Origin of the sequence: Dubosiella newyorkensis, from assembly GCF_001945605.1 — a bacterium.
Taxonomy (GTDB): domain Bacteria; phylum Bacillota_I; class Bacilli_A; order Erysipelotrichales; family Erysipelotrichaceae; genus Dubosiella; species Dubosiella newyorkensis.
On sequence record NZ_MPKA01000055.1, the window covers coordinates 25,597 to 43,086 of the forward strand.

At 44.1% G+C, this 17,490-nt stretch carries 21 protein-coding genes and 3 tRNA genes; 15 read left to right on the forward strand and 9 right to left on the reverse strand.

What is annotated here, in order from left to right:
* The first annotated feature begins 58 nt into the window (after window positions 1-58).
* From BO225_RS03825 to BO225_RS03855, 7 genes are all read left to right on the forward strand, one after another.
* A tRNA-Arg gene (locus BO225_RS03825) sits at window positions 59-135 on the forward strand.
* Window positions 136-260: 125 nt separating this feature from the next.
* Window positions 261-701, forward strand: coding sequence for a LytTR family DNA-binding domain-containing protein (locus tag BO225_RS03830; protein WP_198936095.1), 441 nt, complete (start codon window positions 261-263; stop codon window positions 699-701).
* On the forward strand, window positions 698-1,387 hold the full coding sequence (locus BO225_RS03835) for a LiaF transmembrane domain-containing protein (protein WP_076340952.1): 690 nt from the start codon (window positions 698-700) through the stop codon (window positions 1,385-1,387). The genes BO225_RS03830 and BO225_RS03835 overlap by 4 nt, the downstream gene beginning before the upstream one ends.
* Window positions 1,359-2,330 carry a Gfo/Idh/MocA family protein gene (locus BO225_RS03840; RefSeq protein WP_143356761.1) on the forward strand — a complete coding sequence of 324 codons (972 nt, stop codon included), beginning with the start codon at window positions 1,359-1,361 and terminating at the stop codon, window positions 2,328-2,330. Before BO225_RS03835 ends, BO225_RS03840 begins: the two co-directional genes overlap by 29 nt.
* 85 nt (window positions 2,331-2,415) lie before the next feature.
* The gene (locus BO225_RS03845) at window positions 2,416-3,324 is read left to right on the forward strand and encodes an ROK family protein (RefSeq protein WP_076340954.1); all 909 of its coding nucleotides are present in this window, start codon (window positions 2,416-2,418) and stop codon (window positions 3,322-3,324) included.
* A gap of 186 nt (window positions 3,325-3,510) precedes the next feature.
* The gene (locus BO225_RS03850) at window positions 3,511-3,831 is read left to right on the forward strand and encodes a PTS lactose/cellobiose transporter subunit IIA (protein WP_076340955.1); all 321 of its coding nucleotides are present in this window, start codon (window positions 3,511-3,513) and stop codon (window positions 3,829-3,831) included.
* A 222-nt stretch (window positions 3,832-4,053) separates the two neighbouring features.
* Window positions 4,054-5,529: a glycoside hydrolase family 1 protein gene (locus BO225_RS03855; RefSeq protein WP_076340956.1), complete on the forward strand. Its 1,476-nt coding sequence runs from the start codon at window positions 4,054-4,056 to the stop codon at window positions 5,527-5,529.
* A 26-nt stretch (window positions 5,530-5,555) separates the two neighbouring features.
* Here BO225_RS03855 and BO225_RS03860 read toward each other — a convergent pair whose 3' ends face one another.
* A complete protein-coding gene (locus BO225_RS03860) occupies window positions 5,556-6,224 on the reverse strand; it encodes a DsbA family oxidoreductase (protein WP_076340957.1) in 669 nt (222 codons plus the stop codon).
* A 103-nt stretch (window positions 6,225-6,327) separates the two neighbouring features.
* Between BO225_RS03860 and BO225_RS03865 the strand changes: the two genes are divergently transcribed.
* Window positions 6,328-7,257, forward strand: coding sequence for an alpha/beta fold hydrolase (locus tag BO225_RS03865; protein WP_076340958.1), 930 nt, complete (start codon window positions 6,328-6,330; stop codon window positions 7,255-7,257).
* A 66-nt stretch (window positions 7,258-7,323) separates the two neighbouring features.
* The gene (locus BO225_RS03870) at window positions 7,324-7,806 is read left to right on the forward strand and encodes a hypothetical protein (RefSeq protein ID WP_076340959.1); all 483 of its coding nucleotides are present in this window, start codon (window positions 7,324-7,326) and stop codon (window positions 7,804-7,806) included.
* 22 nt (window positions 7,807-7,828) lie between these two features.
* On the opposite strand, the gene BO225_RS03875 is transcribed toward BO225_RS03870, so the two are convergent.
* The gene (locus BO225_RS03875; protein ID WP_076340960.1) at window positions 7,829-8,086 is read right to left on the reverse strand and encodes a hypothetical protein; all 258 of its coding nucleotides are present in this window, start codon (window positions 8,084-8,086) and stop codon (window positions 7,829-7,831) included.
* Window positions 8,087-8,222: 136 nt separating this feature from the next.
* Between BO225_RS03875 and BO225_RS03880 the strand changes: the two genes are divergently transcribed.
* Both BO225_RS03880 and BO225_RS03885 read left to right on the forward strand, forming a co-directional pair.
* Window positions 8,223-9,590 (forward strand): MATE family efflux transporter, encoded by a 1,368-nt coding sequence (locus BO225_RS03880; protein WP_076340961.1) that lies wholly within the window; start codon window positions 8,223-8,225, stop codon window positions 9,588-9,590.
* Window positions 9,587-10,414 (forward strand): HAD family hydrolase, encoded by an 828-nt coding sequence (locus BO225_RS03885; protein ID WP_076340962.1) that lies wholly within the window; start codon window positions 9,587-9,589, stop codon window positions 10,412-10,414. Before BO225_RS03880 ends, BO225_RS03885 begins: the two co-directional genes overlap by 4 nt.
* 22 nt (window positions 10,415-10,436) lie before the next feature.
* Here BO225_RS03885 and BO225_RS03890 read toward each other — a convergent pair whose 3' ends face one another.
* On the reverse strand, window positions 10,437-11,561 hold the full coding sequence (locus BO225_RS03890; RefSeq protein WP_076340963.1) for an MGDG synthase family glycosyltransferase: 1,125 nt from the start codon (window positions 11,559-11,561) through the stop codon (window positions 10,437-10,439).
* Entirely contained in the window at window positions 11,549-12,166 is a 618-nt protein-coding gene (locus BO225_RS03895; RefSeq protein ID WP_076340964.1) for a glycerol-3-phosphate acyltransferase, read from the reverse strand. The genes BO225_RS03890 and BO225_RS03895 overlap by 13 nt, the downstream gene beginning before the upstream one ends.
* 159 nt (window positions 12,167-12,325) lie before the next feature.
* On the opposite strand from BO225_RS03895, the gene BO225_RS12310 reads away from it, so the two are divergent.
* A complete protein-coding gene (locus BO225_RS12310) occupies window positions 12,326-12,508 on the forward strand; it encodes a hypothetical protein (RefSeq protein ID WP_076340965.1) in 183 nt (60 codons plus the stop codon).
* Window positions 12,509-12,530: 22 nt separating this feature from the next.
* Window positions 12,531-12,779 (forward strand): hypothetical protein, encoded by a 249-nt coding sequence (locus tag BO225_RS03905; protein WP_076340966.1) that lies wholly within the window; start codon window positions 12,531-12,533, stop codon window positions 12,777-12,779.
* A gap of 40 nt (window positions 12,780-12,819) precedes the next feature.
* On the opposite strand, the gene pcp is transcribed toward BO225_RS03905, so the two are convergent.
* From pcp to BO225_RS03930, 5 genes are all read right to left on the reverse strand, one after another.
* On the reverse strand, window positions 12,820-13,464 hold the full coding sequence (gene pcp / locus BO225_RS03910) for a pyroglutamyl-peptidase I (RefSeq protein ID WP_076340967.1): 645 nt from the start codon (window positions 13,462-13,464) through the stop codon (window positions 12,820-12,822).
* An 18-nt stretch (window positions 13,465-13,482) separates the two neighbouring features.
* Window positions 13,483-14,436, reverse strand: a complete 954-nt coding sequence (locus BO225_RS03915; protein WP_076340968.1) for a DUF979 domain-containing protein — start codon at window positions 14,434-14,436, stop codon at window positions 13,483-13,485.
* Window positions 14,433-15,131, reverse strand: coding sequence for a DUF969 domain-containing protein (locus BO225_RS03920; RefSeq protein ID WP_076340969.1), 699 nt, complete (start codon window positions 15,129-15,131; stop codon window positions 14,433-14,435). Before BO225_RS03920 ends, BO225_RS03915 begins: the two co-directional genes overlap by 4 nt.
* Window positions 15,132-15,239: 108 nt before the next feature.
* Complete coding sequence (locus tag BO225_RS03925; protein ID WP_076340970.1) at window positions 15,240-16,166, reverse strand: calcium/sodium antiporter; 927 nt, start codon at window positions 16,164-16,166, stop codon at window positions 15,240-15,242.
* 11 nt (window positions 16,167-16,177) lie between these two features.
* Window positions 16,178-17,062: a Cof-type HAD-IIB family hydrolase gene (locus BO225_RS03930; protein ID WP_076340971.1), complete on the reverse strand. Its 885-nt coding sequence runs from the start codon at window positions 17,060-17,062 to the stop codon at window positions 16,178-16,180.
* A 115-nt stretch (window positions 17,063-17,177) separates the two neighbouring features.
* Between BO225_RS03930 and BO225_RS03935 the strand changes: the two genes are divergently transcribed.
* Window positions 17,178-17,253, forward strand: a tRNA-Asn gene (locus BO225_RS03935).
* Between the two features lie 115 nt (window positions 17,254-17,368).
* Window positions 17,369-17,444 (forward strand) — tRNA-Asn (locus tag BO225_RS03940).
* The last annotated feature ends 46 nt before the right edge of the window (window positions 17,445-17,490 follow it).

The window sequence follows — 17,490 nt, forward strand, 5'->3', positions numbered from 1 at the left end:
AGACTGTTGAATTTTTGACAGTCTTTTTTGATGTTTTGTGGTACAATTTGAGGGACTTGTCGCCATAGCTCAGCTGGATAGAGCAACCGCCTCCTAAGCGGTAGGTCGGAGGTTCAAATCCTCTTGGCGACGCCATAGATCATAACGCGATGAGGGATTCATCGCTTTTTTATTGCCTCTTAGCGCACATAATGGGCCACATACACAGGACTGGTTGTTTCTTTTTTGTTTTGTGCTATAACAAAAGCATGAAGATTCATGTGATAGTGGATGATTCGCTCGAAGAAACAGAAGTCTTCATTAAAACGCCAAAACTCGACCAAGAGATCTTGGCAATTGAAAGGGAACTTCGAAGGTCGCAGCGTACATTGCCTTTATATAAAGACAATACAGAATATTTTCTCCATGTGCACGAGATCTTGTTTTTCGAGACCGACGCAAGAGAAGTCATTGCTCATACCAAAGATGATATGTATTATACAGATCTTCGTCTTTATGAGCTTGAGGAAAGATTGCCATCTTCTTTCTTGCGGATCTCAAAGTCGGCGATCGTCAATGTGAAAAAAATATTCGCGCTGACGCGCAGCGTCTCATCGTGTTTAGTTCAATTCCAAGATACGTATAAACATGTATATGCGTCGCGCAGCTACTATAAAACGTTAAAAGCGAGAATGGATGAGGAAAAGGGGGATCTAGAATGAACGAAAATTCGAATCGCAATTGGATATGGGGTGTCTTTTTCATTGTATGCGCCGTTTTAGTGATCTTGAATGGCTTTGGGATCTTGAATTTAGCCAAGTTTTTATGGAAGATCCTTTTCACGCTCTTCTTTTTGATGGTCTATGCGGAATGCAAAAAGAAAAACGATGTGAGCGGAAAAGTGATTTGTTTAGCGATCTTGTTCGTGATGTGGCGAAACGTGATCGGCTTAGGCTTTATTTCGCTCGGGTCGATCATCATCTCTGTCATTCTTTTATTGATCGGACTTTCATTTTTGAATAAGCCCGAACATCCAAACATGGGAAAGGAAGAAGTGCTCATCGATGAAAATACGGACAATATCGTTCATTTAAAAGGAGCGTTCAATACCTCGAGCCATTATTTACGCGGACAATCGGTCGAATCGGTCTATCTCACGCCTTCGTTTTGCTCAATGAGCGTCTATTTCGATCAGCTCGGCCTGCAAAAAGAAGAGATCGACGTTATTCTTGATTGTGGATTTTGCGATCTAAAATTGTATATCCCTAAAAAATGGGGCGTTCGCAATGAAGCGAAAACACTTTTTGGTTCTATTCAAACCCAAGGAATGGCGCTTCCGCAAAATGAGCATGTTATCGTTCTGAAAGGAGAGGTCAATTTTGCCAGCGTCCACATCATCCGCATCTAAGAAAAGGATGCGTTGGGGAATTCTCGGTGCTGGAAATATCGCTCACCGATTCATGGAAAGCATCGCCCATCATCTAGATTGCCGCGTCTTGAAGGTGAGCGCCCGCAATGAGGCTAAAGCGATCGCCTTTACCAAACAATACAACATTCCGATGTACACGCTTATACAAGAAGAGCTCTTCAACGATCCAGCGATCGACGCGCTCTATGTCGCTTTGCCCCATAAATTCCATAAAGAAACGATCATCAAGGCCTTGAAAGCAGGCAAGGCCGTACTTTGCGAAAAACCGCTGTCATTAAACGAAGCGGATGTTCAAGAAATCATACAAGTCCAAAACGAAACGGGGCTCTTATGCATGGAGGCCATGAAAACCCGTTTTACACCTGCCTATAAAGCGATGAAAAAGGAAGCGTCCTCTCTCGGTTCGCTTCATCTCATAGAAACGATATGGGATCTGAACGAACAAATTTCTCCATCTTCGTATTTTTGGGATGTGGAACAAGGGGGCATCTTGCTCGATTGTGGTATTTATGGAGTCGGCTTGATCCAGGATATGATGAAAGAAGATGTCGAACAGATTCAGACCGATCAAATCATTGAAAATGGTGTCGACATCTATACGCGTTCGGTTTTAACGTATCCTTCTTGTCAAGCGAGCGTAGAATGCGCGATCGATCGAACGGAGCCGATCTTTGCCCGTCTCACCTTTGAACATGGCGTGATCACGATCCCGAATTTTCATCGGATGGAAAACTACATCGTTGAAAAAGAAGGAAAGGTGTTTGAAAGAAAGATTCCTTATGAAGTCGATGACTTTTATGGAGAAATCGACCACTTCGTTAAATTATGGCAAGAAAAAAGCACGATGAGTCTAGTCATGCCCCTCCAAGACTCTTTGGATTGCGCTTTCTTGATCGATCAAATCAAACGAGCCGCTTCGTGAAGTCAATTTTCGAATTGACTTCTTTTTTTTGTGATAGCGCTTTCATAGCGAATCTGCTATTTTAATGGTGAGAGGGAGGTTGAACATGAATAAACTAGTGATTGATGTTGGAGGTACTTTTATTAAATACGCCATCATGGATATGGAGGCGAATATTTTATCAAAAGGTTCCGTTCCAACACCAATGGATTCTCGCGAACACTTTTTGAATGTGTTGGCGGATCTGTTTGAAGAAGCGCTGCCCGATGTGGATGGGATCGCGATTTCGCTGCCAGGCAATATTGATTCCTCGACTGGCTATGTCTATACGCCAGGATCTCTTTGGTATAACGCCAACACGAATGTCGCTCAAGATCTTCGTGCTCTGATTTTCGATCGAACGGGAAAAGATGTTCCTGTTGCGATCGAAAACGATGGAAAATCAGCCGCTTTAGCCGAGCTTTGGAAAGGAAATCTTGCAGGGTGCGATTCGGGTGTCGTCATGATATTGGGAACTGGAATTGGTGGAGGAATCATTTTAGATGGTAAGATCGTCAAAGGGAAAAATTTTTTTGCGGGCGAGCTTTCTTTCTTGATGAAAGATGTTTCAAAAAAAGGGTTCGATGAATGTCTAGCTCATGCGTGCAGCACGAGCGCTTTGACGAAAAAATGTGCGGTCGCTAAGAAGATAGAAGAAAGCGAAGTCGATGGATTCAAAGTGTTTGAATGGCTCGAGCAAGAGGATCCAGCGATCCATGAAGTCTTTAACGAAGTCGTCGACGCGATCGCGGGCACGATCTACAATATGACCTGTATTTTAAATCCAGAACGCGTATTGATCGGGGGCGGGATCTCTAAACAGCCTCGCTTGATCGAAGCGATCAAAGAGAAGACAAACACGTATTATGACTCGGTTCCAGTGCCTATGCCTCGTACCGAAGTCAATGTGTGCAAGCATTTCAACGACTCAAATTTGATTGGCGCGCTCTATAATTATTCTCTGCTTTATGAATAGAAATAATGTCTTAGTTTTTTCGAGCATTTTGTTTCATTAGTTTTCATCTTTTCGTTTAAATGGAACTCGCTTACGAATCAATTTATAAGTAATTTTTTGGTGAAAACGCTTTACACCTAAAGTTGCCCTGAGTAAAATAAAGATACAAAAAGTTTACTGGAGTAAGAAGAAAAGAGGAACTATAGAATGGATACTAAACTTGATATGATGTCTTTCTCGATTCTGCGGAATGCTAGACGCGCTAAGAATTTAGCCTACAAAGCTTTAAAGCAAATGAAGGCCGGGAACCTTGATGAAGCTAGAGAGCTGATCGCTCAAAGCGATGAAGCGACGATCGAAGCGCAGAAAGCAGAAAGCGATCTTCTTGATTTCGTACAGGGAAACGAAAAAGAAGTCGAAACTTGGGTAGAGCATTCACAAGATCATTTGATGAGTTCTTTGATCGCTACAGAAACGGTTAAAGAAATGATCGAAATGTATGAAGGGAATTTAGCAGTCCAAGCCTAACTGGATCCATCGATTTCGAGCTTGCTCGAGGGGGAAAAGAGCAGAGCCGCAAACGATGGGATAAGCCTTTGGGATGGCTTATCATACTTGGAAAAGCGAACATCAAAACGATTGAAGAAGGTGTGGGACACCTTCTTTTTTTGCGAAAATGACTGGAAAACGTTTTCATTCTTTTCAAAATTGATTAAAATAAAATCGAATAGGAATGAAAGGGGGAGTTTTATGAGTCATTTTCCAAATGGCTTTTTATGGGGCGGCGCCACGGCTGCCAATCAATATGAAGGGGGATGGAATGAAGGAGGAAGAGGGCCTTCTTTGAGCGATGTAACGACAGGTGGGAGCGTCAATTCGCCAAGAATGATCACATGGATCGATAAATATGGAAGTCCGCACGCTTCGCCTTCGCATGGCTTCATCCTTCCAGAAGGCGCCTCGTACGCAGTCTTGGAGGACTATTATTATCCCAATCATAAAGCGACAGACTTCTATCATCATTGGAAAGAGGATATCGCGCTCTTTGCGGAAATGGGATTCAAAGTCTTCCGAATGTCGATTTCTTGGTCGAGGCTGTATCCAACGGGAATGGAAGACGAGCCCAACCAAGAAGGGGTCGAGTTTTATCGCCAAGTATTTCAAGAATTGAAGGCGCATGGCATCGAGCCGCTTGTCACGATCTGGCATTTTGACACGCCGCTTTATTTAGAAGAACAAAAAAATGGATGGAACAACCGCGAACTAGTCGATTTATACGTGAAATTCGCCAAAACATGCTTTGAAGAATATAAGGGACTCGTCAAATATTGGCTTACATTCAATGAGATCAACAATACGGTCATGTTCTTGGATATGTTTGGAAATGTGGCAAACGACGAAGCGTTCCAAAGAGCGTATTTGCAGCTGCATCATCAATTTCTAGCGAGCGCGAAGGCTGTAAAGCTCGCCCACGAGATCGATCCTGAATACAAGCTTGGCTGCATGATTTGCGGAATCGCCTTCTATCCAGCGACAAACGATCCAAATGACATTTTATTGAATCGGAATTTATGGGAAAAAAATATTTTCTATTGTTCCGATGTGCAATGCAAAGGGGAATATCCTCGCTTTGCCAAGCGGTTGTGGAAAGAACATGATGTAGATCTAGCCATTAGCGAAGAGGATCGCAAGATCTTAAAAGAGGGCACAGTCGATTTTTATACGTTCTCGTATTATATGTCCAACAGCATCACGACCCACCAAGCAGAAGACAAAGCGGGAGGAAATGGTGTCGAAGGAGTCAAGAACCCGTATTTAAAATATTCGGATTGGGGATGGGCTTTTGATCCAGTCGGTTTGCGTTATTTCTTGAAGGTGATCGATGATCGATATCATAAGCCGATCATGATCGTAGAAAATGGTCTAGGCGCCTATGATAAGGTCGAAGAGGATGGATCGATCCACGATCCATTCCGTATCGAATACTATCGGAAGCACATTCAAGAAATGGACAAAGCCATTGAAGAGGGTGTTGACTTGATTGGCTATACGACGTGGGGCTGTATCGATCTTGTATCTGCTGGAACAGGAGAAATGCGAAAACGCTACGGTTTCATCTATGTAGATATGGACGATGAAGGAAATGGATCGATGGCGCGTTCGAAAAAAGACTCTTTTTATTGGTATAAGAAAGTCATCGCCTCGAATGGAGAGGATCTCGCTTAAAAAAAGCCCATATGGGCTTTTTTTGGTTATCCGCAGCTTTTTGGCGAGCATGAAGCGCCCGTTTTGCCGCTTTCCGTATTGTTTTTTAAGATCTCTTTGAATTGCTTTTTATCGCGGTATCCAGGAACGATCTGTTCTCCGATCATAAAATAAGGAACGGATTCGATCTCCAAGATCTCGGCTTGGCTTTCGTCTTTGCGGACATCGTCCTTGTAGGCCTCGGAGTCGAGCATTTCTTCGACCTTGTGGTGGTTTAATCCGGCTTTGCGGGCTACTTCATAGAGGGTTTCGCGATTGGCGAGTTCTTTGTTTTCGATAAAGTACGCTTCAAAAAGAAGAGGGCGGATCTTATCTTCGACACCTTGTTCGCACGCATACTTATAGAGACGGTGCGCGTCGAAGTCGTTGGTGTAGCGCATTTTCGTGAAGTCAAAATGGAGATCGGCATCTTCGGCGTATCGATGGATCTGATGGAATCTTTGCTGTGCTTCTGCCGGGGACATGCCCTCTTCTTTTTCAAATTTTTCTTGAATCGAAAGCGTATAATGCTTGGAAGCTTTTGGATCGAGTTCATACGCTTTCATTTCGATCTCCACATCGTCTTCCATGCCAAGCTCATGGACCGCTTCATACAGATTTGTTTCCGAAATGAAGCAATATGGGCATTCAAAATCGGCCCAATATTTAATTTTCATAGGATTACCTTCTTTCGCTTTGATTATAGCAATCGAAAAAATGTCTTGTTAAGTCATTTGCTAGTATAGTATACTGAACAAAATCATCTTATGAGGGCAGTTTATGTATTTGAATCAAGAAAAACGAATGATGATCAATGGCGCGCTGCAATATATCCTGCTTTTAGCGGAGCATAAAGATCTGCCGCTGCTGATCTATGTGCACGGAGGACCGGGCGACGCGGCCTTGCCTTTGTTGCTGCATTATCAAAAGGAGCTCGCTTCCAAATATACGCTTGTCCTATGGGAACAAAGAGGCGCAGGAAAATCGTATTATGAATTTGGGCAATATGAGAATTTGTTGTTGGACGATTATGTACAAGATCTGCATGAGATCGTCCAATACGTATTGAAACGGTTTCATCAAGAAAAGGTCTATTTGTGCGCGCATGATTTTGGCACGATCATTGGCTTTCTCTTTTTGCAGCAATACCCACAATTGGTCCATACGTATATCGGGATCTCGCAAGTCGTCAATATGAAAAAGGCCATGCGTTTGCGTCTACGATACGCGATCGAGAATTCGAAGCCGATCGTGGCGAATAAGCTTTTGAAGATCGATGCCGCTTTTGGTGGCGCGAATTGGTATTCGGATCTTGACTATTTGGATAAGCAGATCTTTAAACTGAAGGGAACATTATATAAAAAGAAAAACGATAGCTTGCTTCGTTCCTTTTATTTAAAATCAAATAAGTTCACTTTGTTCGACTACCAACGATATTTAAAGGGGATCACTCAATCCAAAAAGAAGCTGTGGCCGCAAATCATGGCAGTGGATTTTGAATCGATCGTGAAATGGAAAGTTCCGATTGTCTTGATCGAAGGAAAAAACGACAAGCTTCTTTCTTCGGCGCTTGCCAAAGCGTATTTTGACAAGCTCGAAAGCGAGAAAACATGGTATTGGTTCGAGGAATCTTCGCATTTTCCGCATTGGTGCGAGTCAAAACGCTTTAATTCCATTTTACTTGAGTTAGTTTCTAAAAAAGCATCATGATATCTATTTTATAGAAATCATGGTTTTATAAGTGTAGAAAGAACCATGCGTCGGTGAGGTGGCATTATGAATCAAATATCTGAATCGATGAGAGAGTTTTTAAAGGATGAAGAATTGGAAATTTTCGACAATCGCCAACATCAGTTTTCTCAATTAGCGAACGACGAAGAGATCATCGTCGTGATCAATTTATATGGCGAAGAGAATTTGTATATCCAAACGGGCGCAGAAAGTGCTGTCTTGGCTTTTGGACAGTGGCGAGATGAATACGACAATTCGAGCGAAGATATCGCGCGCTTAAAAGCGGATATTTCGCATATCTTAAATAACGAATCCTATGTTTGGACGATCATCAACGCGCCAAGTTTTTTAGTCGGCTACGTCTATGATCATAAGGTCCAATATTTGCCGTGCACTAATTTGTTCGATTGGGACTATTCCGAATCGAAAGAATTTTTTACCCAGATCGCCGAAGAGGAAGGTCAGCAATCGTTTCTCTTTTGGGATCCGCACCACCAGCAATTAGAACCAAGCTTATTTCTCATGTAAAAAGATCCTCGCGGATCTTTTTTTACTTATGCTCGATGTCGTTTTTAAATTTTTCAAAGTCCTCTTTGAAATCGTCGGCGTCCTTATGGGCGTCTTCTTTGATATCTTGATCGAACGCTTCGACACGTTCTTTGACCTTAGCGGCTTCGCTATCCAATTCGGCTTTATCTTTCGCGGCCTCTTCTTTCAATTTCGTATCTTCCTTGTTTTCATATTTTTCAAATTCTTCCCATTTCTTTTTCGCTTCCGCTTTATCGCGTTCAAAAAAATCATCTTTCATGGTGGATACCTCCTCGTTAGTTTTATCGTAGAAAAAGCGAGAAAAAAAGGCAACTTCCTTGCCTGAGGGATTCGATTTCCGTAGCGAATTAAATTGTTTTTCGTTATACTGTATTCTGGTTAGAAAGGAATCTTTTATGCGATCTAAAAATCAATCCGTTGATTTGGGAACAGGATCGATCGGAAAGCTATTGTTTTCGTTGGCACTGCCTTCCATCATCGCGCAGCTGATCAATGTTCTCTACAACGTCGTCGATCGGATGTATATTGGACACATTCCTGAAACGGGGGCTTTGGCTTTGACAGGGGTTGGTGTCACGATGCCGATCATATTGATGATTTCCGCTTTTTCTTCGCTCGTCTGCATGGGAGGCTCTCCAAGGGCCGCGATCGAACTTGGCAAAGGCAACAAGCAAAAAGCCGAAGAAATCATGGGGAATTGTTTTATATTATTAGTTCTTTTTGGGATCTTATTAACGTTCATCGCTGAAGTCTTTGGAGAATGGATGCTCCTTCTCTTTGGAGCGAGCCAATCCACGCTTCCCTACGCGCTCGACTATTTGCGCATCTATGCGCTAGGGACCTTATTCGTGCAAAGCGCGCTTGGCATGAATATGTTCATCAACACCCAAGGCTATGCCAAATATGGAATGGCGACAGTCGTGATCGGGGCTGTGATCAACATTTTGCTCGATCCGATCTTTATTTTTGTTTTTGGCATGGGTGTAAAGGGGGCAGCCTGCGCGACGATCTTATCGCAGGCGGTTTCCGCTCTCTTTGTCCTTTGGTTCTTGCGCTCTTCCAAGAGCAGCCTGCATTTGCAGAAGCGATATTTTAAACTCACTCCAGCGATCATAGGGCCATGCTTGATGCTTGGCTTATCGCCATTCGTGATGAATATTACGGAAAGCTTGCTGAGTGTCTGCTTCAACTCTTCTTTGCTTCGATATGGAGGGGATGTGGCGGTAGGGGCGATGGCCATCCTCGCTTCCGTGATGCAGTTTTCCATGCTTCCGCTACAAGGCTTGACCCAAGGCTCCCAGCCTCTAATATCGTATAATTATGGGGCGGGAAAATATGATCGGATCCGAAAGACGTTCAAGATCTTGCTCGTGAGCGCGCTTCTCTATTCGAGTGCGATGTGGGCGCTGGCTCAATTCATGCCGCAGCTTTTAGCGCACATGTTTACCAACAATGCCGAACTGGTCGAGTACACGTGCTGGGCGATCCGGATCTATATGGCGATGTCCTTTTGTTTTGGGGCGCAGATCGCGTGCCAGCAAACCTTCATTGCGTTAGGAAACGCGAAAACGTCTTTATTTTTGGCGCTTCTGAGAAAAGTGTTCTTGCTGATCCCTTTGATCTATATTTTGCCGAGCTTGTTTGAGAACAAAGTGTTTGCCGTTTTTTTAGCGGAGCCTGTTGCCGACACGTTGGCGGTCGCGACAACATGCATCCTATTTGCTCGATACTATAAAAAAGTCTTGTTAAAGGAGCCAAAATGATTCGATTGTTTGCGAGTGATCTCGATGGGACTTTATTGAATGAAAAGCATCAATTTGATGATGTGATCGTGGAAGGAATCCAGAAAATCGTAAATTCTGGCCATGTTTTCTCGATCGCGACTGGGCGAGGGAAAAGCCAGTGCTCCGATCCTCGAATCGATTCGCTTGTGTATAAGGTGTGTATGAATGGCGCTTTGATCTTGGATCCAAAGAATAGAGCGGTCGCCAAAGAAAAGATCGATCGTTCGATCTTGGCGCAGATCTTGGACGAATTTGAGGAGTACCCTTTTGATTTTGTGAATGAAGATCATATTTTGACACGCTATCCAAAGAAAGAGTTTTTAGAGCGCCGGGTTTTTGCGACGAGCGATGAAGAATGGAAAGAGAGATATATGCGTGATTTTCTTCCTAGGATCCAATTTGGCAAGTCAAAAGAAGAGATCTTGAACGCTTCCATCTGCAAGATCAATTTGCGGATCAATGATGTGGACGATTATAGTCGGCTGGATGCGTTTTTAAAGGCGCATGCAGATTGGCTTGTTAATGCTCCAAGCGGCAAAGGGTTATATGAAATCACGGCGGCAGGTGTAAACAAGGGGAGCGCTTTGATGAAACTAGCTTCTTTTTTAAACATCGAACCAAATGAAGTCGCTGTATATGGGGATGGTGGCAACGATATCGCGATGCTTTCGCTCTTTGACAACGCCTATGTGCCGGAAAATGGCATGCCACAAGCTAAAAAAGAAGCGAAAGAGATCCTTGCCGACAGCAAAGATCATTCCGTGATCGATCACATGCTTCAAACGATCAAGGAACAAAAATGAAAGTAGATCGATCCAAGTCGGTCTACTTTTTTTCGATATAATCAACAAGGTCACGAGCTGCATACGGATTGATCGTCTTCTGCTGGTGAAAAAGCATGCATTCTTGATTTTCTCGATCGAGCGCTTTGACGACACAAGGTAAAAGCTCGTTTTTGATGTCTTTGGCCCAATACGCCATTTTATGACTTGTGAAAAACTGGGCGTTTTTGTCTTCGCAGCCAGGAATCGGATTGACGATCACGAATGGAATATTCGAAACGGCGGCCTCGGTGGAGGAGAGCCCGCCAGGCTTCGAGATAAAGAGTTCGCTTGCTTTCATATAATCAGGCATTTGATCGGTCATCTTGATGAGGTGCTTTTTTTTAAATCCTTCATATTTGAGCTGCAGGTGCTCATACAAATGCAAGTTGTTTCCTACAAGAATAATCAGCTCATGATCTCGATGTGAAAGCAAGAATGTTTGGAGGGTATCGATCGTTTCATTGATATCGCCCACTCCAATGCTTCCTCCAGCGATCAAGATGTATTTTTTATTCTCATCGAGGCCAAGCTTTCGTTTCGCTTCGTTCTTTGCGATCGGCTCGTGAAAGCCTTTCTTGGTCGGGATCCCAAAAGGAAGGATCTCTTTCGCTTTGACTTTAGCTTTTTTAAATTCGGCTTCGAGATCTTTAGAAGGGATCACGAAAGAGTCGACTTCGATCTCTTCTTCGAATGGAATGCAGGTGTAATCGGTCGCGATAAAATAGATCGGGGGCAGCTGGTAGTTTTGTCGTTTGAGCTGACTTAAGATCTCGCCACAAAATAAGTGGGTGGTGATGATCGCGTCGAAATGATGCTCATCTAAGTACGCTTTCAGGCGCTGAGCGCTTTTTTTCTGGACAAGATAGACGGGTGAGTCGATCGGGAGGATATGCTGCATATTGGAATATGCTTTTCCGATCTTATAGATCAGTCCAAAAAGACGGGGAGCCATTTGGACAGTTTTGATATAGGTTTCGCCAACTTGATGCGCGAGATGCTTGCTTTTGAGCGAATAAGGATCAAAGAACACCACATGATGATGATGTTCTTTTAATTGTTCAACGATCGCTTTTGCCGCGGCGTTGTGGCCGCCTCCTGTCGAGCAGGAGAGGACTAGCGCTTCCATATTGGCTCCATTTTGAACTCTTCTTTTTGTTCTTTACTGGTAAGGAGTTTCCCGATGACGCTTAGAGCGATCAGCATCGCGCCGGTTCCGACCGCGATATTGATATGAAGGGTCAAGATGCATGGTAAAAAGATCGCGTACGTAACGAGTGTTTTATAATAGTTTGGCTTGATGACCAAAACGCATGAAAAAAATAGAAAGAGAATGGCCAAGAAAGCGACAGGCTGCCAGATCGGGAATACGGCGGCCAAGCTTCCAAAGCTCGATGTGATTCCTTTTCCTCCTTTGAAGCCATAAAAGAGTGGAAATACGTGTCCGATGACGGGTGCGACCATCACAACAGCGGCTCCAATTGAGTATAAGGAATGGGATGTCAAATGGATATATAAATAGACGGGTATGAAAGCTTTAAAGAAATCACCGACAAGGGCGAAGCTTCCACACGCGAATCCTCCGTTTTTGAACGCATTGGCCACGCCGGGATTGTGGTCACGCGAATTGATGCGGATGTCAGAAGTTCGAAAGAGTTTAACATACAACAAGGAATATAAGATGCTGCCGGACAAATAGCCGATCAGGGAATAAATTACAACATCTGTCAACATAGGGAGAGCTCCTTTCTTCTTAAGTAAAATATATCTAACTGCTAAGAATTGAACCAGCCAAATGCTTGTTGTTGTCAAATTAGGATTGAAAAGCGAGTATCTTAACGCTACCATTAAAATAATATGGGTCAATTTGTGAAATCGTGTAAAGGAGAGTTTATGGATATCGTGATTGTGGGAGATGGGAAGGTCGGATTTACGCTTGCTTCTCAATTGGATCATGAAGGGCACAATGGGGCGGTCATCGATAATAAGACCGCTGTGCTAGAGAAAACATTGAACAGTCTAGATGTGGTGGGGGCATGGCAATGGGGCCACGCCAGAAACCTTGTTAAGGGCTAAGGCGAATTTGGCGGAGGCGATCATGATCGAGCATAAGGTGGTGGAGCGCGAGTCTGTGGACCAAATCTTGGTGTTTTTTGGAGCGTGGATGGTCATTATCACGCTTGGAGCGATGATCGTTTCGCTCGATGATTTCGATTTTGGGACAACGCTTTCTTTCTGCATGCTTTTAGGGCGCTTGGAGATCTATCCGATCTTGATCTTCTTGTTGCCGATCATAACACTCACACAAAAGAAAAAAGTAAAGATTGGAAAGGTCGACTACAATTAGAATAAGATCACTAAAAAAGAGAACGATCACGTTCTCTTTTTTAGTGGGTTTCTCCCATATGAAGCTGAATATCTTCGTCGTTTTTTACGATTGCCTCGATTGCTTTTTCAAGACCTTTAGCAATCGTTTCTAGATCCATAGAAGGGGTTCCGTTTGGCTTGTTGACCACTTGTTCCGTCATAAAAGGAACATGGATAAATCCGCCCTTGATCTGTGGATATTGATGATCGATCAAATACAAGAGCTCGTACATCAAATAATTACATACATATGTTCCTGCCGTATACGACAAGAAAGAAGGAATGCCGTCTTCCCGGATCGCCTCGACCATCGCCTTGACTGGCAAGGAACTAAAGTAGGCGGTTGGCCCATCTTCTTGGACTGGCGTATCGAATGGCTGATAGCCCGCATTGTCCGGGATCCGGCCATCCATCAAGTTGATAGCCACCTTCTCTGGGGTGATCGCGCTCCGTCCGCCCGCTTGCCCTATACAAACCACGACATTGGGTTGGTTGATTTCAATGCCTTCTTGCAAGACTTTTCCGGCCTTCTTGAATTCCGTAGGAATTTCTAGCTTGACGATTTGAGCCGCCTCGATCGTTTCTGGCAAAAGTTTGACGGCTTCAAAGGCTGGATTGATCGATTCTTCTCCAAATGGATTGAATCCAGTAATCAAAATTTTCATGATCTATTTCTCCTTGTTCTATTGCATCGCGATCATCATGATGATTTGGACGACGATCATGATTCCCGCGATCAAGACTTGGTTTTTAATGACGCCAAACTGCTTTTTCATATTCAGCAGCGCCACAGGCACGGTGTTAAAATTGGCGGCCATGGGCGTGCATAAGGTTCCGCAATATCCGCATGTCAAGGCGAGCATCCCGATCACGGTTGGATTGGCTCCATAAGCGAGCACGAATGGATAGCCGATTCCGACGGTCATAACGGTAATGGCCGCAAACGCGTTGCCCATGATCATCGTAAAGAGCATCATTCCGATCGCGTAGACGATGATGCCGATCGTCACATTTCCTTCTGGAATGATCGTTCCTACGACTTGTGCGATCACATCCCCGACACCTGCTTGTGTAAAGACAGCGCCAAGACATGCCAAAAGCATCGGCAGCATCGATAGAGGACCAACGACAGAAAGCATTCGCTCTGAATCGTTCATGAATACTTTGAATGTGTTGTTTTTGTTTTGGAGCATCAAGATCATCATCGCCAAGACAACCCCGATCGCAACGCCATTCAAAGCGGAAAGTCCAACGCCAAGACCCGTGATCGCGCATAGGATCGCGAACAAGCCAATACACAAAGTGGGAATAAAGATCTTCATTCCGATCTTTTCAAAATTCGCCTGTGTCTCTTCCATTGTCGGTACGGCGACTTGTCCTTTAGACACTTTTTTGAAGATCGCTGGCAAACACATCAAAACGACAAGAATGCCCGAAACAAGAGGAGGAAGCCATTGGCCGAGCGCCAAAATGATCCCAAGCAAGAACCAAAAAATAAATGTGCCAATTTGTGAAGGATTTTCCTTGTCTTTAAAATTTTTGAATGCGGTATAGATGCACATCGCACCCATGAAAATATAAATGATCTCCATGACTTTCGCGCTGAACGCGACTTCAGGGTTCGTAAAAAAGCTCATTGCAGACCATCCTTTCCAAGCTCGTCTTTATAATATTTTTTAAGCATCTGGCGATCCTTGATGTAGTAGTATAGGATCGCTAAGATCGTCGCGATAACACATACAGGAATTTCCACGAGCGCAAGATCGATCAATTCCACATGGATCCCTAGGCCTTCTAAAGTTCCTTGCACGAGCAAAGCGCCCGATCCGCCCACAAAGAGCACTTGTCCAAAAAACCAAGTAATATTTTCCATGCCGGAAGCCATTCCTTTAAGTTCTTCCATATGGTCTTCGTTCGGTTCGTGGCCGCGCGCTTTGATAGCTCCTTCTGCCATAGGCATGATGACAGGACGAACAAAGCCGGCTACGCCACCAAAGCCAACATTGAAGGCCGCGAAGATTGCCCGCATGACTCCATAGATCCCGATCACGACGCCACTTGTCGCTCCTTTGAATTTTCCGATCAATCCGGCTGCCGCTTCCCGCAAGCCATTGCGTTCTAATGTTCCTGTCACAAGCATGACGATAATAAAGATCGCCATATTGCGATTGGCAACAAACGTGGTCCCGATCGTTTCTAATAATGCGACTGGCGAAATACCGCTTACCAAGCCTGTTACGCTAGCAGCGAGCAATATCACAAGGATCGAGTTCCATTTGAGCGCGAAGCCAAGAATGACGATCACGATCCCGATTAAACTAAGCCAATTCATAATTCCACCTCTTTCTTGATCTTTTTTTACTATACAGAATACTAGAAATAATTGCTACTGAATTTTGTGCGCTCAAAAAAAGGAAAAGACTGAAAATTGCCTTTTCCTTTATCGGACGACGATGTAGATCATATACAAAATATATAAAGCCAAAAAGAGGATCCCTCGCGAACGGGACATTTTCTCGCTGATCTTTGCCATTGCGAACAATAAGATAGCGATCAGACATAAGATGCATATATCGATCAAATTGAACATCGTGACCTTTATTGGTGTAAAAAGGGAAGCAAGGCCGAGAATGAATGTGATATTCATGATGTTGCTTCCTAGGGCGTTTCCTAAAGAAAGTCCGCTTTCTCCTTTTTTGGCCGCCACTACGCTCGTAACGAGTTCAGGAAGCGAGGTTCCTACCGAAACGATCGTCAAGCCGACAAAGGTATCGGACATTCCAAGCATTCGCGCGATGATCGTGGCATGGTCGACGACTAAGTTTCCCCCTAAAATAATTCCAGCCACGCCAATCGCGATCAGGATCAGACTTTTTGGAAGCGGGAGGATCTTTTTTTCTTCGCCTTGGCTTTCTTCTTCGCCTTCTTGTTTCGCGCTTTTGATCAACATCGTAATATAGGCGGCCAAGATGATCAAAAAGACGATGCCATTGAGTTTTGAAAGATTACCATTCAAAATGGCCAAAAGGAGAACGAATGATATGGCGATATTGCATAATAGGTCGCGGGAGACGATTTTGCGATTGATCAAGAAAGGTCGCATGATCGCCGAACATCCGACGACCACAAGTGTATTGAAAATATTGGAACCGACCACATTGGAGAGGGCGAGCTCGTTGTTTCCGGCAATCGAAGCCGTTACGCTTACGCTCAGCTCTGGAAGCGAGGTTCCTAAGGCGACGATCGTCAAGCCGACGATGATCGTCGGGATCTTGAATTGGTAGGCGATCGAAGCGCTTCCGTCCACGAAGAAATCAGCGCCCTTGATCATCAAGGCCATTCCTAAAATTAAAAGTAGATACGACATAAATTCCTTTCTTAACGCGCTTGGCGCATATATTGTTCGAGTGCTTTCGCGATTCCGTTTTCATTGTTGGTCGCTGGCGTAATGTTGGCGGCTTGTTCTTGGATGAACTTTCTGGCGTTTTTCATCGCGAACGAATTTGTGACGACTTCAAACATGGATACGTCATTTTCACCATCGCCAAAAGCGAGGACCTCATCTTTGTTCCAGCCATTGAGCTTCATTAAATATTGAAGTGTTTTTCCTTTGTTGTAGCCTTTTGGAAGCACTTCGAGCTGACGCGGGCAAGTTCTAAAGATCTCAAAACAGTTTCCATATTCGTGCTTGAGCTCGGCATAGATCTTTTTGAGCGCTTCTTCTTCTTGCATGATCTGCAGTTTGTTGATGTTTTTTTTGATTTGCATCGCATCGTCGATGTATGTGATGTTTGGATAGCCATCTCTCAGGTCGGCTAGCCATCCCCAAGGGCCGGCTGTCCAAGGAAAATCGGCGGGAAGCTTTTGTTCTTTGCGGAGCTTCTTTTTGAGCTCCATCAGCGATGCAGGGATATAGTCATAGAGACCGTCATCAAAGCAGGCCATCGATTCGCAATCTAGATTCATGAGATGTTGCATGATCGAGCGGATTTCTTCGGGTGTCATTCTTCTTAGAACATGGCGTTCGTTGTTTTGCAAATCATACCAGGCGATTCCGTCTACTTCGATGAGCATGCCGCCATATTGATCCATTTGTAGTTCTTTGGCATAAGGGAGCAGGCGAGTGTAAGAGCGTCCGCTCGCTAAGATCAAACGGACTCCTTGTTTTTGCAAGTCGAGTAATTTCTGTTTTGTTTCTGGCAGGATCGTATTGTTGGCGTCCAACAGCGTCCCATCCATATCCATAATGATGGCTTTGACCATAGTATCACCTCGGTTGTGATTTTAGCATACTTTTGAAGAGATGCCTCGTAATATTCTTAACAAAGTCGTTGACGGCTTCGTTTTCGGATGCTAATATTATTAGGCAAACAGGAATGCCTGAATAGCTCAGTCGGTAGAGCATCCGGCTGTTAACCGGCAGGTCACAAGTTCGAGTCTTGTTTCAGGCGCCATTTGTAAAAGACAAGTCGACTTTGGTCGGCTTTTTTTTGGTGAATTGGATAAAAAAAGAATTTGCTAGTTGCATTGATCTTGGATGCGTGGTATTATTACTAGGCAAACAGGAATGCCTGAATAGCTCAGTCGGTAGAGCATCCGGCTGTTAACCGGCAGGTCACAAGTTCGAGTCTTGTTTCAGGCGCCATTTGTAAAAGACAAGTCGACTTCGGTCGGCTTTTTTTTGCGTGTCG

What these genes read in the sequence shown, in the direction of transcription:
- BO225_RS12310 (WP_076340965.1), top strand. Translation starts at nt 12,326, where the DNA reads ATGGATATCGTGATTGTGGGAGATGGGAAGGTCGGATTTACGCTTGCT.
- BO225_RS03895 (WP_076340964.1), bottom strand. Translation starts at nt 12,166, where the DNA reads ATGTTGACAGATGTTGTAATTTATTCCCTGATCGGCTATTTGTCCGGC.
- BO225_RS03865 (WP_076340958.1), top strand. Translation starts at nt 6,328, where the DNA reads ATGTATTTGAATCAAGAAAAACGAATGATGATCAATGGCGCGCTGCAA.
- BO225_RS03915 (WP_076340968.1), bottom strand. Translation starts at nt 14,436, where the DNA reads ATGAGCTTTTTTACGAACCCTGAAGTCGCGTTCAGCGCGAAAGTCATG.
- BO225_RS03850 (WP_076340955.1), top strand. Translation starts at nt 3,511, where the DNA reads ATGGATACTAAACTTGATATGATGTCTTTCTCGATTCTGCGGAATGCT.
- BO225_RS03875 (WP_076340960.1), bottom strand. Translation starts at nt 8,086, where the DNA reads ATGAAAGATGATTTTTTTGAACGCGATAAAGCGGAAGCGAAAAAGAAA.
- BO225_RS03835 (WP_076340952.1), top strand. Translation starts at nt 698, where the DNA reads ATGAACGAAAATTCGAATCGCAATTGGATATGGGGTGTCTTTTTCATT.
- pcp (WP_076340967.1), bottom strand. Translation starts at nt 13,464, where the DNA reads ATGAAAATTTTGATTACTGGATTCAATCCATTTGGAGAAGAATCGATC.
- BO225_RS03890 (WP_076340963.1), bottom strand. Translation starts at nt 11,561, where the DNA reads ATGGAAGCGCTAGTCCTCTCCTGCTCGACAGGAGGCGGCCACAACGCC.
- BO225_RS03905 (WP_076340966.1), top strand. Translation starts at nt 12,531, where the DNA reads ATGATCGAGCATAAGGTGGTGGAGCGCGAGTCTGTGGACCAAATCTTG.
- BO225_RS03880 (WP_076340961.1), top strand. Translation starts at nt 8,223, where the DNA reads ATGCGATCTAAAAATCAATCCGTTGATTTGGGAACAGGATCGATCGGA.
- BO225_RS03855 (WP_076340956.1), top strand. Translation starts at nt 4,054, where the DNA reads ATGAGTCATTTTCCAAATGGCTTTTTATGGGGCGGCGCCACGGCTGCC.
- BO225_RS03860 (WP_076340957.1), bottom strand. Translation starts at nt 6,224, where the DNA reads ATGAAAATTAAATATTGGGCCGATTTTGAATGCCCATATTGCTTCATT.
- BO225_RS03885 (WP_076340962.1), top strand. Translation starts at nt 9,587, where the DNA reads ATGATTCGATTGTTTGCGAGTGATCTCGATGGGACTTTATTGAATGAA.
- BO225_RS03925 (WP_076340970.1), bottom strand. Translation starts at nt 16,166, where the DNA reads ATGTCGTATCTACTTTTAATTTTAGGAATGGCCTTGATGATCAAGGGC.
- BO225_RS03845 (WP_076340954.1), top strand. Translation starts at nt 2,416, where the DNA reads ATGAATAAACTAGTGATTGATGTTGGAGGTACTTTTATTAAATACGCC.
- BO225_RS03930 (WP_076340971.1), bottom strand. Translation starts at nt 17,062, where the DNA reads ATGGTCAAAGCCATCATTATGGATATGGATGGGACGCTGTTGGACGCC.
- BO225_RS03920 (WP_076340969.1), bottom strand. Translation starts at nt 15,131, where the DNA reads ATGAATTGGCTTAGTTTAATCGGGATCGTGATCGTCATTCTTGGCTTC.
- BO225_RS03870 (WP_076340959.1), top strand. Translation starts at nt 7,324, where the DNA reads ATGAATCAAATATCTGAATCGATGAGAGAGTTTTTAAAGGATGAAGAA.